Here is a 14,927-nt window from a genome sequence, read left to right as displayed (position 1 = left end):
CACCGGCGACCGCACGCGGGCCGGCCGAGGTCGCCCGGGGCGGACCGGACAGTCACCATGCCGGTTCTCATGCCGCACGAAGCCTCCCTCACCGCCGTCCTGATCTTCGCGGCCTTCGTGGCGGGGACGTTGATCCTCAGTTGGTGGCTGGGCCGCCGCACCAAGGGCGCCGCCGGCTATTTCGCCGCCCACGGGCAGATCCCCTGGTTCGTCAACGGCGTGGCCTTCGCGGGGGATTATCTCTCCGCGGCGAGCTTCCTGGGCATCTGCGGGATGATCGCCTTCTACGGCTACGACGGCTTTTTATACAGCATCGGCTTTCTGGCCGGCTGGGTGGTAGCCCTGTTCGTGATCGCCGAGCCGATGAAGCGCCTCGGCAAGTTCACCTTCGCCGACGCGCTGGACGCCAAGTTCAATTCGAAGGGCATCAAGATCGCCGCGGGCCTGAGCACGCTGGCGGTGAGCATCTTTTATCTGATCCCGCAGATGGTCGGCGCCGGGGCGCTGGTCACCCCGCTGCTCGGTTTGCCGCATTGGGTCGGCGTGACGCTGGTCGGCGGCGTGGTGATCGCGATCGTGACGACCGCGGGGATGGTCTCCACGACTTGGGTGCAGTTCATCAAAGGCGGCCTGCTGGTCGTGTTCAGCACGATTCTGGTGGGGCTGGTGCTGTGGCGGGGGTTGGGGGACGGTCAGTGGGCCGACGAGGAGGTCGATTACGTCGGCGCGGTCGACGTCTTTCGATCCTCTGGGTTGAAGAGCTGGGCAGGCGGCGACGAAACTTATTCGCTGGGCAGGCCTGGCGAATCTGACGCGAACGTTCTCCTCAACGCCAAAGGGACATTTTACGAGGCCGCACTCCTTGCCGCGAAGGAAGTTGCACCCGGCGAGACCGTTTTCGTCACCCGCCATGATTATTCACGAACCTCAGCGCGACACGCATACAAAGGGGAAGTTCGTGGATTCTGGATGTTTCCATACGATCGAGAGCGCCCGTCGAAATCCGGAGAGAAAATCGTTGATTATGGTGTCCGGGAGTTAGTCGTCTTAGGCATCGGTGACGAACTGGGGGCGAGTAGCAGGGCAATCACAGAGATTGGGCAGTACCGGATGCCAATAGGCGCTCCAACCCCGGCGGAGGAGAGGGGACCAGTGAAACTCCTCCAGCGCCTTGGGGACGGGTTCGCGGTGCTACCCGAGAAGGCGTTTCAAATCGACGTTCCCGAGTTAGGGCAGATCACGCTCATCGCGAAAGGAGGCTCGTCCGGCGAGGCCCTCCTCACCCCCGGCAATCACCCGAAGTTCGCGGATATTAAATCGGACGAACTGCTCGGCAAGATCAACTTTCTCTCCCTGATGCTCGCCCTGTTCTGCGGCACGGCCAGCCTGCCGCACATCCTGATTCGATATTACACCGTCAAGGACGCCGCGGCGGCCCGCAAATCGACCATCGTCGGCATCATGGTCATCGGGTTCTTCTACGTCCTGACGCTGTATATCGGCCTGGGGGCGATGACCAGCGGGGCCCTCGACCCCACCGACAGCAACATGGCCGCCCCGCTGCTGGCCCGCAGCTTCGGGGAGTGGTTGTTCGCCTGCATCAGCGCCGTCGCCTTCACCACCGTGCTGGGGACCGTGTCGGGCCTGATCCTCGCCAGTGCCGGGGCCGTCTCGCACGACCTGATGACCCACGGCCTCGGCATCGAGATGGACGAGGCGAAACAGGTTCGGGTCGCGAAGATCGCCAGCGTGGTCGTCGGCGTGATCGCGATCGGGTTGGGGATCGCCTTCCAGGGGATGAACGTCAGTTACCTCGTCGGCTGGGCCTTCAGCGTGGCGGCCAGCGCGAATCTGCCGGCGTTGGTCTGCATCCTGTTTTGGAAGGGCACGACGAAGCAGGGCGTGATCGCCGGGGTGACCGTCGGCATGATCAGCTCGCTGGCCTGGATCCTGCTCTCCAGCGACACCTACGGCGAGGTCTACGGCCTGGACCCGGCCGACGCGCTGACGCCGTTCACCCAGCCGGGCATCGTGACGATCCCGCTGGGCTTCGCGGCGCTGGTGCTGACTAGTCTGCTGACGAAGACGCGGGCGGCGGCGTAGTCGCGGCGGCTTCCAGCCGCCGCGACGGGGAACGAACGCCGGCCAGCGGGACGTCCCGCTGGCCGGGGCGGCGGGCCGGGGCCGGAATTATTTGGCGGCGTCGCCGGATTTCAGCGGCTTCACGCGGAGGTTGCGGAAGCGGTAGACCGCGCCCTTTTCGCCGTGGTGCTGGATGCCGATCGGCCCCGCGGCGTCGACGTCGTCCTTAAAGTCGCTAACGACCACGCCATTGACGGCGATGGTGATGTGGTCGCCCTGGGCGGTGATGCGGTAGGTGTTCCAGCCGTTGCGTTTGAAGGCGTCGCCGGCACGCTTCTTGAATGCGGCTTCGCTCTCCTTATCGCCCCGCTTGGGGCTGACGAACCACCCGCGGCGGCCTTCGTCGTAGAGTCCGCCCGACCAGCCGCGGGGGCTGCCGTCGACCTCGGACTGATAGCCGTACACTTTATTGGGCTCCACGTTCGCCCGGAACATAAAGCCGCTGTTCGCCGGGCCCTCCGGGAGGTGCACGTCCCCCTCGAAGATGAAGTCGTCGTATTCCTTCTCGGTGACGAGAAAGAACTTTTTATCGGCCTTGAGATGGATCTCGCCGTCGACGACTTTCGCTTCGCCCCAGGTGTAGGGGTTCTTCCAGCCGTCGAGGGTTTCGCCGTCGAACAGCGGGGTGAAGCCGTCGTCGGTTTTGGCGTCGTCGGCGAGGGCGGCCGGCGCCAGGAGGGCGAGGGCGGCGAGGGCCGGGAGGCACGATTTTAGGAGCATGGCGTTTGGCGGGCGAGCGGCGGGGAAGGGGGTGGGAAACGCGGCGAGGTTACCGCGTGACGGCGGTCTCGTGTACCGGCCGGCCTTCGACGTCGTGATGGGTGACGACGGCCCGGGTCGGCTCGATGCGGACGGACAGGAAACCGCCTTTGACGCGCAGGAAGCGGTGTTCGGGGCGGACGTCGTCCTGCTTCCAGCCGCCGGCGTGGGCGTCGGAGGCGGGGCCGCAGCCGAACTCGTTCAGGCCGGTCTCCGCGTCGACGGAGTGATACTGCCAGTGCCGGTCGCCGTTGATGACGAAGCAGCCCGGCACGGAATTGAGGAACGCGCGGAGCCGGCGCCCCTCGTGCTCGAAGGCGGCGTTGGCGTGGTTGTCCTTTTTCTTGTCGCGGTCGGGGCCGACCACCGGCGTGGCGGAGAGGAACAATTTAAACGTCGCGTCGGAGTCGCGCATCGACGTCTCCAGCCAGCGCCATTGCTCCTCGCCGAAGATCGTTTTGTCCGGTCCGTCCGGCATCGTGTTCGGCGAGCGGAACTCGCGGCCCTCGGGCAGCCAGATTTCGACGTGTTCGCCCCAGCGGAAACTGCGGTACGGCTTGTCCGACTGGGGAATTTGCTCGTCCCAGATTTTTAATCCCTGATCCCAGGTGAGGTCCCCGTAGGTCTGCCCGGGCCAGGCGTCGTCCTTGAGCAGGTCGTGGTCGTCGTGCATCCAATAACTCGGGATGCGGCGGTGGAAGGCGACGAAGTTGGGAAAGGCGTACATGCGATTCCACCGGTAGCGGGCGGTCGCCATGTCTTTCGCCAGCGGCTCCGTGCGGTCGTAATACAGCGTGTCGCCGGTCTGCACGAAGAACGCCGGCTCGAGCGTCAGCATCGACCGATAAATCCGATGGCCGTGCTCAAAGTCGTCGCTGGTATCGAACTCCTGGCAGGTCGACACGGTAAACAACAGCGGCGCCTCCGAGTCCGCCGCCGGCGCGGTGCGGAAGGAGGCGTCGAAGGTCGCGGTCTCGTCCCCCGACCGGGCTTCCGCGACGACCTGATAACGCGTGTCGGGCTCCAGCCCGTCGACGGTCGTTTGATGGCAATAATCGCAGTCGCCGTCGACCGCCGTCCAGTCGGTGGTCCGCTCGTCTTCAGAATCGTTCGCCCGGATTCGAAAGCGAACCTCGCCGACGAGGCCGGGCACGGTCCAGTTCGGCGCGTCGGCCGTCCACTCGCGGACCGGATTGCCGGCTTCGTCGTCCGCCGTCAGGCGGACCCAAAGCACGGCGGAGGCGGGGGTGACTTCGCCGATCTTCACCCCGTTGGCGAAGCCGGCGGCGTGGGCGACGGCGGGCGCCGCCAGCAGGAGCAACGGAATCAGACGGGTCATGGTGCGACGTTCCGGGCGCGTGACGCCTCGTTCCCAGCGGGTCGGGGGGCCGCGTATCGTCCGAACCGGGCGACGCGCTGTCCAACGGCGGCGGAACGCACCGCGGCGGGGCGGCGTGAACAACGGGGCCCGCTCCGGATCGCGGGGGACCTGCGGCCGGCTCGTCGGATAGAATGCCCCCGATGCGTTCCGTCCGCCCCGGCGCCGCCCCCAACCGCCCTCTCTCATGATCCGACCGGCGACCAAAGCCGTTCTCGCAGGGTTGTTCGTCGGCACGCTGTGCGGGGGCGGGACCGTCGGGACCGTCGCGGCGGCGGGGGAGCCGGTCGCGGCGCTGCTGGAACAGTCCTGCCTCGACTGTCACGCCGGGCCGGCCGCCGAGGGGGGGCTCGATCTCGCCGCCCCCGACCCCGCCGATCCCGCGGCGGCCGCGGCGGTGTGGGAGGCCGTCGTGCGGCGCCTCCGCACCGGCCAGATGCCGCCCGCGGAACTGCCCCGGCCGGACGCCGCCGCGGTCGCCGCGGCGCTGGGGGCGCTGGAGTCCGAACTCGACGCCGCGGCCGTGCGGGCGCCGCGGCCGGGGCGGACGGCGACCTTCCGGCGGCTCACCCGGGCCGAGTATCAGCACGCCGTCCGCGACCTGCTGGCCGTCGAGGTGAACGCCGCCGAACTGCTGCCGGCCGACGAGGAGGGGCACGGGTTCGACAACGTGACGGTCGGCGAGCTCTCCCCGACCCGGCTGAACCGCTTCCTCGCCGCCGCCGAGCGGGTCGCCCGGCAGGCCGTCGGCCGACCGGGCGGGGCGGGCGACGTGACCGTGCGGCTGCCCCCCGACCGCACCCAAGAGGCCCACGCCGCCGGCCTGCCGCCCGGCACCCGCGGCGGGGCGGTCGTCTCGCACGCCTTCCCGCGGACCGGCGAGTACGAGATCGCCGTCCGGCTGATGCGGGACCGCAATGAAGAGGTCGAGGGCCTCGACCGCCCCCACCGGCTGGAGATTCTCCTCGACGGGGAACCGGCGGCGACGTTCACGGTCGAACCGCCCCGCCGCTCGAAGGGGCCGGACGGCGGGGAGCCTCCCGACCACGCCGCCGTGGACCGGCATCTGACGGTCCGGCTGACGGTCCCCGCGGGGCCGCACGCGGTGGGGGCGACGTTCGCCGGGGTCGGCCGCTCCCTGATCGAAACCGCCCGCCGGCCGCCGGACGCCCGGTTCAACTTCTACCGCCACCCGCGGCGGACGCCGGCGGTCTATCAAATCACGATCGCCGGCCCGCTGGACGCGTCCGAGGCCGGCGACCCCCCGAGCCGGCGGCGGCTGCTGGGCGATCTGCCGGAGAACCTGAGCGACGACGACCGGGCCGCCGCCGCCCTCGCCCGACTGGCCCGCCGGGCCTACCGCCGGCCGGTGTCCGACGCCGACCTCGCCCCGCTGCGCGCCCTCTACGAAGCCGGCCGCGACGAGGTGGGCCCTGACGAGAACGACTTCGACGCCGGGCTGGAACTGGCCGTCGCCGGGGCGCTGGTGAACCCGAACTTCCTGTTCAAGATCGAACGCGACCCGCCGGGCCTGGCGGACGGCGAGGCCTACCCGGTGGACGACGTGGCGCTGGCGTCGCGGCTGTCGTTCTTCCTCTGGGCCAGCGGGCCGGACGAGGCGCTGCTCGATCTGGCGGAGCGGGGGGAACTCTCCCGGCCGGGGGAACTCGGCCGGCAGGTGCGGCGGATGCTGGCTGACGAGCGGGCGGACGCCCTCGCCACGAACTTCGCCGGCCAATGGCTGCGGCTCCGCAACTTGGAGGGCGCCGCCCCGGACATGCGGCGGTTCCCGGACTTCGACGACAACCTCCGCGACGCCTTCCGCCGGGAGTCCGAACTGCTGGTCGCCGACGTGTTACGAAACGACCGCCCGGTCACGGACCTGCTCGCCCCCGGCTACGCCCACCTGAACGAGCGGCTGGCGACCCACTACGGCCTGCCCGGCGTCCGCGGCAGTCGGTTCCGCAAGGTCAGTCTGCCGGACAACACGCGGGGCGGCCTGCTGCGGCAGGGCAGCGTGTTGACGGTGACGTCTTACGCCAATCGCACCTCGCCGGTGCTGCGGGGGGCGTGGGTGTTGGAGAACCTGCTCGGCACCCCCCCGCCGCCCCCGCCGCCGGATATCCCGGATTTGGAGGACAACACCGTCGCGGCCGGCTTGCCGGTCCGCGCGCGGCTGGCGGCCCACCGGGCGAACGCCGCGTGCGCGGTCTGCCACGACCGGATCGACCCGCTGGGCCTGGCGTTGGAGGGCTACGACGCCGTCGGCCGCGTCCGTCGGTTGGAGGAGGACCGCCCCGTCGACACCACCGGCGGCTTCCCCGGCGGCGGCCCGCTGTCCGGCGTCGCCGACCTCGAAGCGGCCCTGCTGGACCGCCCCGATTTATTCGCCACGGCCCTGACTGAAAAGCTGCTGATCTACGCCCTCGGCCGCGGCCTGACCCCCCACGACGCCCCCGCCGTGCGGCAGATCGTGCGACAGGCCGAAGCCGCCGGCTGGCGCTCCGCCACCCTGCTGACCGCCGTCACGGAGAGCACCCCGTTCCGCCTGCGGGCGGCGGCCGCCTCGCCGTAGGGTCCGCTGTGCGGACCGCGTGGGCGGAGAGGGCGGTCCGCAGAGCGGACCCGACGGACGTCCGGTGGGTGGCTGGGGCAGGAGCGTCAGCGGATGCCCCAGAACGGGTGGCGTGCGAACGAGGGGAAGAGGGCTCGGGCACTGCTGGTTCTGGGGCATGCGGTCAGTCGGCGGGCGCCTCCCTCCCTTCTGCCCCAGCCACCCATGCTGGTGAAGGTGCGGACGGTCGGCCTGCCCCAGGCGCCCGCCGCAACCATGCCTTGCCCCCGTCGTGTGCCACTGGCTCTGCCAGTGCTCGGGTGACGCACGAACGATTCGGACCGGGCCCGGTCGTCGTGAGCCGAACGCACTGGCAGAGCCAGTGGCGCCCAAAGCGGCAAGGCGCTGTCGAAGCCTTACCAGTGCCACCCGCCCGACGGCTCCAACGAGGCAAGCCTCCCATCGGGTGGCATGCCTTCGCCTCGCAGCGCCAGCGGAGAGCCGTCGGCATGGAGCGCGGCGTCGACGGAGGGACGAGGATTCGGACGTCGCTCCAGCATGCCGACAGCCGAAAGAGGCTGAAGGCATGCCACCCAGAGTGGAAGGGAGATCGGACGCCATCAGCATGCCACCCTGCCGCTGCCTTACTCAGGTTGCGCGGGCGAATTCGCAATTCCGGTCAAGTGCAATCGACGGCGTCCCGCCCGAAGTCCAAGCATGCAGATGCTGATGCCCAAGAGGACAACGCTGGAGGGTTCGGGGACGGGCGTCTGCACCCCGGGCGTCAGCGCCCGCTGGTTGACGGTGACCACGCCGGCATCGGTGAAGCTGAGACCGCTCACGAACGGCGGCTGCATGTTGGGATCGATCCCTTCGGTCACCGGGATGCCCAGCAGTTTAAAGCGGTCCACGCCATTGAGATCGACGTTGCGGAAGTCGAACTCCTGGCCAGCGAATAAGGTGAAGAATTGGTCGTTGACGACCAGTTGGAACTCGGTTGCGCCGTTGGGAAAAGGGTCCGGCAGAATGAACTTGGAAAAACGGCTGCCTTCGGCGGAGTATTCGTATCCAGTGGCAACCTCGGGATCGAGGTACAGGAAACTCTCGAGCCCGTAGCCGTCTACGACAGGCAGGGTAAAGGTATAGCTTCCGCCAGTCGCAACCGGCCGCGTTTGAGAGAACACGGAATTCCCAAGATCTACGCGAGTTGGGGATGGATCCGGAAAGAGCGGGTTCGTCGAATGAAGTCCCGGCAAACCGCCGACACCCCACACCGCGGCGTGTGACATAGACCAACTCCCAGCAGCATCCCAAGGATCATCCCAAGTAACAACTGGTTGCTGCCAGACAAGGCCAAAACTTAAGTCTCTACCAATCGAGTCTGTAATCGTCGTCACTCCGGTCCAAGATTTATCTGTTTTCACACTCACTGAGCCGGACCCACCTGGGAAAAGGATCCCACTGCTATACACCGACTCTCCCTGGCTCGCAAAAACGACATGCAGGGTCTCCGGCTCAAGGTCTTCCCATCTCATCGAAAAGGAGCCGCCTCCGCTATGTGCGCCGGCGTTCCCGAAGTTGCCTGCTGCTGGTAAAAACTGGATCGTACTGAAAGTGGAGAATCGTCCATTGCGCCCTTCGTCGCTGATGTCAACGATCGTGGACGTCTCGGCGCGCATTGTTCGAAGGGAGACGGACATCACCTGCTGGCCATAAACCCCTTGGTCGAATTCGTAGAACGGCGAGATCTCGCTGGCATACATAGACTCACCTTCATCAGCGTCGAATCCCAACACATAGACGCTGCCCCCGCTGAGGGTGATCCCAGCGTCAGCCGGAGCGGGCGGATTCACCAAGCTCAGGAAGAGTCCCACCAGGCAGATGGGATGCGTGGCCCAACCCTTCCGAGCCAGAAGCGAAGGTTTAATCTCCCCCTTGGGCACGAACAAATTCGAGCCCGACAGGTCCTGAAACACGGCCCCGCCCCGGGCAAACATTGGCTCAAGCGGCATAACCTTAATCCTCCCTGTCAGTGTGAAAAGAACAGTTGCGAGACTCGCAAAGAAGTGCCAGTTCCCGAATCGGTATTGCGGCTGTGCGGCCGTCGTTGGTGCAGTCGTGGGAATCCTCACTGCCGTCTCGTTCCCTAAATAAAAATGCCTTTCAGCTGGTGAAAACTGTACGAAAGCGTGACGTGGCCGAACCGCCCGCGTCTCTACCATTCGCCGCGAGAATGCGGCAGAGATTGCTCGACTCTTATTTATCCCGAAAAAGCCTCGGTCGACAGGTGGCACCGACTTAAAAACAGCTCACCCGTTTCCGAGTGAGCTGTCAAGTGACTGAAAGTCAGGCGTGATAGCCAGGGACGGAAGAGTCCCTTCGCAGTCTTCACTACCGCACCGCGCCTTCGACCGTCGGGAGCTTATCCTCGCCGGGGTCGCCGGTTTTGGTGACGAGGCACTGGGTCGTCAGCATCAGGCCGGCGATGCTGGCGGCGTTCGTCAGGGCGCTCTTCAACACCTTCTTCGGCGGGGTGGCCGGGGTCGGCCGGCGAGACGTCTCGGAGAAGCGTGTCGACGTGAATCGGCCGCCCCCGGGCGGGCGGCGGGGGGGGGGGGCCGACGGCCGTTCGATCCGGCGGGGTGTCGGGGCGCCGACGGGTTCGTGCGCCGAACCGACGGCCGGGCAAGCGGTTCCGACAAAACAGGTCCCGCTCCCGTCTAGGGTGAGGGCTTGATCGTCCCCGCCCGCACCGGATGCGGGCAGCGATCCGGCTCCTCGCGGGGCGGGCGAGACGGCCGACGTTGGTGACGGACGCCGCACTCGCCCGCCCCCGCGTTCGCTCGGCCTGCGCAGCCGAGCGACGCGATCCGCCCCCCGCCCGTCGGCACGGACGCCGCACCCGCCGCGCGACCGTCCGGGAGAGTCGGCGAGCCTTCGGCTCGTGAGGCCCCGGGCGCCGCGGGCGATCGTTTCCGAAGCCCGGCGAACGCCGTGTGCCCGAATCCTCCTTCCCCACTCCTTCCCCGGCGTCCACCGGCCGGGCCGGTCCTCGACCGGGCGGGGCGGCGAACGACACGCGTGATGCAGAACCCACGGCGACCGGTCCTCCCAAGAACAGGGGACTCGGCGGCCCGACCGCGCAGCGAGCCCCACTGGGGCACCCGCGCGGTCGGGTTCGCCGCTGCGCGGCGCGTTCGTCGTCCGAGCCCCGACCGCCCGGGAGGCGGCCGCTCTTGCCGGTCCGAAGCGTCATCAGCCCGCAAAGCGGTCCGGCCGATGCACGGCGGGCGGGCCGTCGAAAACGGCCGCCTCCCTGACGGTCGGGGCTCGGTTCGGGTCGGTTGGGGGGCCAAAGACGTTACACTTGTGTTGGTTGATCGGTCCGCCGCCCGGCGTCCCCCCGCTGTCCCCGCACCCGGAGCCGCCCATGTTCGTCGCCCGTCGCGCGTTGCCCCGCCGTACGCTGCTGAAGGGGGCCGGGGCGGCGGTGGGGTTGCCGTTGCTGGAGGCGATGACGCCGGCCCTCACCGCTCAGGAGGCCACGCCGGCCGCCCCCGCGGCGCTGCGGCGGTTGGGGTTCGTGTATATGCCGATGGGCTGCGACCCCTCCCGCTGGATGCCTGAGGGGGGAACGCCCGGCGGGGAGGCGCTGGGGGCGCTGCCGCCGACGCTCGAACCGTTGGAAGCGGTGCGGGACCGGGTGTCGGTCGTGGGGAACCTGGAACTGCGGAAGGCCTATCCCGGCACGCACGCCACCTCCAACGCCGCGTTCCTCTCCGCCGCCGAGGCCAAGCGGACCGAAAGCAGCGACTACCGCCTCGGCACGACCGTCGATCAGATCGCCGCCCGGCACCTCGGCGCCGACACCAAACTGCCGTCGCTGGAACTGGCGATGGACCTGATGAGCATGGTCGGCCAGTGCGACAACGGCTACGCCTGCGTCTATCAAAACAACCTCTCCTGGGCCTCCCCGACCGACCCGCTGCCCGCCGAGGCCCACCCCCGGCTGGTCTTCGAAAGCCTGTTCGGCGAGGGCGGCACGCCGGAGCAGTGCCGGGCGGCCCTGCGGCGGCGCGGAAGCCTGCTGGACAGCGTCGTCGGGGAGTTCAAACGGCTGGGAACCGAACTCGGCGCCGGCGACCGGGAGCGGGTCGCCGGCTATCTGGACGCCGTCCGCGAGATCGAACGCCGGGTCGGCCGGGCCGAAGCCGCCGCGGCCGAGGGCGATCTGCCGGACCTCGACCGCCCGACCGGCGTGCCGGCCTCCTACGCGGAGCACGCCCGGCTGATGTTCGACCTGCAAATACTGGCCCTGCGGGGGGACGTGACCCGCGTGACGACCTTCCAACTGGCCCGCGAAACCAGCAACCGGACCTACGTCGAAGCCGGCGTGAACGCCCCGCACCACCCCCTCACCCACCACGGCAACGACCCGGCCAAGGTGGCCCAGGTGGCGCAGATCAACCGCTTCCACGTCGGTCTGTTCGCGGAGTTCCTGAAGAAACTGGCGGCCGTGCCGGAGGCCGGCGGGTCGCTGTTGGATCACGTGCTCTATCTGTACGGCAGCGGGATGGGCGACCCGAACGTGCACGACCACACCGATCTGCCCGTGCTGGTCGCCGGCGGGGCCGCGGGGAACCACGTCGGCGGCCGGCACGTGCGGTTCGCCGAGCCGACCCCGCTGGCGAACCTGCATCTGACCCTGTTGCACGAGGTCGGCGTGCCGGCGGAGTCGTTCGGCGACAGCCGCGGCACCGTCGCCGGCCTGCTGGGAGGCGCCGCGTGACCGCCGCCGGCCTGCTGCTCGTCTGCCTGTCCGCTCCCCCGGACGCGGCGCCCGCATCCACCCCGCTGCACGACGCCGCGGCCCTCGGCGACGCCGCCGCGGTGACGCGGTTGCTGAGCGAGGGGGCGGCTGCGGACGCCGTGAACCGCTACGGGGTGACGCCGCTCTCGCTGGCCTGCGAGGCGGGGGACGAAGCCTGCGTGACCGCCCTGCTGAACGCCGGAGCCGACCCGAACCGGACCGCCCCCGGCGGCGAGACCCCGCTGATGACCGCCGCCCGGACCGGCGCCGTCGGGGCGCTCAACGCCCTCCTCAAAGCCGGGGCGAAGGCGAACGCGACGGAGCGGGCCGGCCAGACGGCGCTGATGTGGGCCGCCGCCGCGGGGAACGGGGACGCCGTGGACCGCCTGCTCGCCGCGGGCGCCGACCGGGACGCGAGGACGCCGGGCGGGTTCACCGCGCTGCTGTTCGCCGTGCGGGAGGGCCGGGCGGACATCGCCCGTCGGCTGCTGGCGGCCGGGGCGGACGTGAACGCCGGGGCGACCGTCGAAAAGCGGCCCGGCGACGGGTTGGAGAGCGGCACGACCCCGCTGGGCCTGGCGGTGGAGAACGGCCACTTCGCCCTCGCCGCCGCCCTGCTGGAGGCCGGGGCGGACCCGAACGGGCGGTCCGGCGGCGTGACGGCCCTGCACGCGATCTCCAAAGTCCGCAAACCGCTGGGCGGCGACGGCGACCCGCCGCCGCGGGGCTCCGGGGCGCTGGGCAGCCTGACGTTCGCCCGTCAACTCGTCGCCGCCGGGGCGGACGTGGACGCCCGCCTGAAAAGCACGCCGCGCGGTCGCCCCGGAATAAATAAGGCCGGGGCGACGCCGTTTATTCTGGCCTGCGAGGCCTGCGACGCCCCGCTGATGGCGGTTCTGCTCGAACTGGGCGCCGACGAGACGCTGAAAACAAACGACGGCGCCACGCCATTGCTGGCCGCCGCGGGCGTCGGCCCGCTGGGCAGCGGCGACGAGCCGGCCGGCACCGAGGCGGAGGCGGTGGAAGCCGTCACGCTGCTGTTGGACCGCGGGGCGGACCTCGCCGCCGTCGACGGCCGCGGCGACACCGTGATGCACGGGGCGGCCTACAAGAACCGCCCCGCGGTCGTCCGTCTGCTGGCCGAGCGCGGGGCCGACCCGGCGGACTGGAACCGCAAGAACCGCCGCGGCCAGACCCCGCTGGAAATCGCCCGCGGCCACCGCCCCGGCAACTTCCGTCCCCACCCGCCGACCGAGGCGGCGCTGCTGGAGGTGTTAGGGCGGCCGTGAGCCCGGAGCGCAAGCTCCGGCCGTCGGAGAAGCGATTTGAATACCAACCCGAAGCGTCAGCGAGGGCAACGACGGCGTGGACGCCCTCGCTGACGCTTCGGGTTGATCATCGACTCTTTGAAAACCCGCCCTATTTCCCAGCCGTCCAGATCGGCCGCTGGTTCGCTTTCAGGTCTCTGTCGTAGCGTTCGGCAATCGCGATCAGCCGCCCGAGGACGGCGGGGTTCGCGGCGGCCACGTCGTGCGATTTGCCGATGTCGGCGTCGAGGTCGTACAGCGAGACCGTAGAAGCGTTCTTGTCGCCGAACCGCAGCTTCCAGCGGCCCATCCGCAGCCCCTCGACCCGGCCGTTCTTGTAATAGAACAGCCCGTGCTCGTCGTGCGGCGAGGGGGCCTGCGGGTCCTTCAGCAGGCCGAGCAGGCTGTGGCCGTCGATCGGCCGGTCCGGCAACTCCGCCCCGGCGGCCTCGGCGAGCGTCGGCAGCAGGTCGACCGTCCCGGCGACCCGGTCCGTGACCGTCCCGGCCGGGATCACCCCGGGCCAGCGGAACAGGCCCGGCACCCGCATGCCGCCCTCCCAGGTCGTCCCCTTGCCGTTCCGCAGCGGGCCGGCGGAGCCGGCGTGATGCCGCTTGCTCAACCACGGGCCGTTGTCGGACGTATAGATCACCAAGGTGTTCTCGGCGAGCTTCAATTCCTCCAGCGTGTCCAGCACCTCGCCCACCGACCAGTCGACGTGCTCCACCGCGAGGCGGTAGGCCTTGGCCGGGTCTTCCTCCCAGCGGTCGTCCGTCACGAACAACGGCACGTGGACCATCGTGTGCGGCATATAAAGCAGGAACGGCCGGTCCTTGTTTTCACGGATGAAACCCACCGCCTCCTCGGTGTAACGCTGCGTCAGCGTGGTCTGATCGACCGGCGACTCGGCGCTCTCCCCGTTCCGGTACAGGTCGTTGTGATAAATGTCCCATTTCTTCTGCCGCCAGATCTTGTCCAGATCCGGCGAATCGTTGCCCCAGCCCTTTTGACGGGCCATGTCGTTGGAGTACGGCAGCCCGAAGTAGCGGTCGAAGCCCTGGGCCGTCGGCAGCGTCTCCAGCCGGTCGCCGACGTGCCATTTGCCGACGCACATCGTGGCGTAGCCCCGCTCTTTCAGCAGGTCGGCGATCGTGACCTCGTCCGGGTGCAGGCCGACCCGGGAGTTCGGCCCCAGCACGCCCGGCATCGAGAGCCGCGGCGGATAGCACCCGGTCAGCAGCGCCGCCCGCGACGCGGAGCAGACGCAGTAGGCCGAATAAAAGCTGGTGAACTTCATCCCCTCCGCGGCGAGGCTGTCGATCCGCGGCGTCTCGGCGATCTCGGACCCGTAGCAGGACAGGTCCCCGTAGCCCTGGTCGTCGATAAAAATGATCACCACGTTCGGGGCGCCCGCGGCCCGGTCCGCGGCGGCCGCCGTCGACGTCTGGAGGACGCCGAGGCAGAGAAGTAGGGCGAGCAGGCGCATTTCGGCGTTCCAGCGGACGTTGAGAAGCGGTCGCCACCGAGCCTACCGGGCCGCTCGGGGACAATCATCCGAAACGGCCGATGCGTCCGCAGGCTCGAAAACACCAACCCGAAGCGTCAGCGAGGGCTTCGGTGTGGCGAACGCCGTCCCGGCCTGCGGCCCTCGCTGACGCTTCGGGTTGGTGGGGACGCGACCATTTAGGCCCGCAGCACGCCGCCGCGAGCCTCGCCGGCGTCACGAGGAGTTCGGTCACGACACCTCGGGGAGAGAGCGAACCCGGGGAGCACGAACCGACGAGCCGCCGTTCCGCCGCCGAATCAACGAGCTCCGATAGGACCAATGCGGCGCAGGTCCGCGGCAATCGCCGAGCACCCTCCGACGGAAGTCTGCCGCAGCGACGTTTCTCTTGGAGAACAGGGGGCGAACGCCGGTCGGCCGGACGGGGCTCCCCGGCAACTCGCTCCCGGGGGGAGACGGAAGTCGCCGCTCGG

General features: G+C 69.2%; 9 protein-coding genes. 4 read left to right on the top strand and 5 right to left on the bottom strand.

Annotation, left to right across the window (positions count from 1 at the left end; all coding sequences use genetic code 11):
• Window positions 1-69 precede the first annotated feature (69 nt).
• Complete coding sequence (locus tag CA12_RS05405; RefSeq protein WP_145361329.1) at window positions 70-2,103, top strand: sodium/solute symporter; 2,034 nt, start codon at window positions 70-72, stop codon at window positions 2,101-2,103.
• Window positions 2,104-2,190: 87 nt separating this feature from the next.
• Here the strand turns inward: CA12_RS05405 and CA12_RS05400 are convergent, their stop codons facing one another.
• Window positions 2,191-2,862: a 3-keto-disaccharide hydrolase gene (locus tag CA12_RS05400; RefSeq protein WP_145357851.1), complete on the bottom strand. Its 672-nt coding sequence runs from the start codon at window positions 2,860-2,862 to the stop codon at window positions 2,191-2,193.
• Window positions 2,863-2,911: 49 nt separating this feature from the next.
• Window positions 2,912-4,240, bottom strand: coding sequence for an alkaline phosphatase D family protein (locus CA12_RS05395; protein WP_145357850.1), 1,329 nt, complete (start codon window positions 4,238-4,240; stop codon window positions 2,912-2,914).
• A gap of 226 nt (window positions 4,241-4,466) precedes the next feature.
• Here CA12_RS05395 and CA12_RS05390 point away from each other — a divergent pair, with 226 nt between their 5' ends.
• On the top strand, window positions 4,467-6,854 hold the full coding sequence (locus CA12_RS05390; RefSeq protein WP_145357849.1) for a DUF1592 domain-containing protein: 2,388 nt from the start codon (window positions 4,467-4,469) through the stop codon (window positions 6,852-6,854).
• Window positions 6,855-7,477: 623 nt separating this feature from the next.
• On the opposite strand, the gene CA12_RS05385 is transcribed toward CA12_RS05390, so the two are convergent.
• Window positions 7,478-8,845: a PEP-CTERM sorting domain-containing protein gene (locus tag CA12_RS05385; protein WP_207622152.1), complete on the bottom strand. Its 1,368-nt coding sequence runs from the start codon at window positions 8,843-8,845 to the stop codon at window positions 7,478-7,480.
• 379 nt (window positions 8,846-9,224) lie between these two features.
• Window positions 9,225-9,353, bottom strand: a complete 129-nt coding sequence (locus CA12_RS22965) for a hypothetical protein (protein WP_261342392.1) — start codon at window positions 9,351-9,353, stop codon at window positions 9,225-9,227.
• Window positions 9,354-10,263: 910 nt separating this feature from the next.
• Here CA12_RS22965 and CA12_RS05380 point away from each other — a divergent pair.
• The gene (locus CA12_RS05380) at window positions 10,264-11,622 is read left to right on the top strand and encodes a DUF1552 domain-containing protein (RefSeq protein WP_145357847.1); all 1,359 of its coding nucleotides are present in this window, start codon (window positions 10,264-10,266) and stop codon (window positions 11,620-11,622) included.
• The gene (locus CA12_RS05375) at window positions 11,619-12,932 is read left to right on the top strand and encodes an ankyrin repeat domain-containing protein (RefSeq protein WP_145357846.1); all 1,314 of its coding nucleotides are present in this window, start codon (window positions 11,619-11,621) and stop codon (window positions 12,930-12,932) included. Before CA12_RS05380 ends, CA12_RS05375 begins: the two co-directional genes overlap by 4 nt.
• A 130-nt stretch (window positions 12,933-13,062) precedes the next feature.
• Here the strand turns inward: CA12_RS05375 and CA12_RS05370 are convergent, their stop codons facing one another.
• The gene (locus tag CA12_RS05370; protein WP_145357845.1) at window positions 13,063-14,436 is read right to left on the bottom strand and encodes a sulfatase family protein; all 1,374 of its coding nucleotides are present in this window, start codon (window positions 14,434-14,436) and stop codon (window positions 13,063-13,065) included.
• Between the last annotated feature and the right edge of the window lie 491 nt (window positions 14,437-14,927).

Origin of the sequence: Alienimonas californiensis (assembly GCF_007743815.1) — a bacterium.
Classification (GTDB): Bacteria; Planctomycetota; Planctomycetia; order Planctomycetales; family Planctomycetaceae; genus Alienimonas; species Alienimonas californiensis.
Note: the sequence above shows the minus strand (reverse complement) of the source record. Positions and strands in the feature narration are given on the sequence as shown.

Coding starts and splice junctions, on each gene's coding strand:
- CA12_RS05405 (WP_145361329.1), top strand. CDS start 70: ATGCCGCACGAAGCCTCCCTCACCGCCGTCCTGATCTTCGCGGCCTTC.
- CA12_RS05400 (WP_145357851.1), bottom strand. CDS start 2,862: ATGCTCCTAAAATCGTGCCTCCCGGCCCTCGCCGCCCTCGCCCTCCTG.
- CA12_RS05395 (WP_145357850.1), bottom strand. CDS start 4,240: ATGACCCGTCTGATTCCGTTGCTCCTGCTGGCGGCGCCCGCCGTCGCC.
- CA12_RS05390 (WP_145357849.1), top strand. CDS start 4,467: ATGATCCGACCGGCGACCAAAGCCGTTCTCGCAGGGTTGTTCGTCGGC.
- CA12_RS05385 (WP_207622152.1), bottom strand. CDS start 8,845: ATGCCGCTTGAGCCAATGTTTGCCCGGGGCGGGGCCGTGTTTCAGGAC.
- CA12_RS05380 (WP_145357847.1), top strand. CDS start 10,264: ATGTTCGTCGCCCGTCGCGCGTTGCCCCGCCGTACGCTGCTGAAGGGG.
- CA12_RS05370 (WP_145357845.1), bottom strand. CDS start 14,436: ATGCGCCTGCTCGCCCTACTTCTCTGCCTCGGCGTCCTCCAGACGTCG.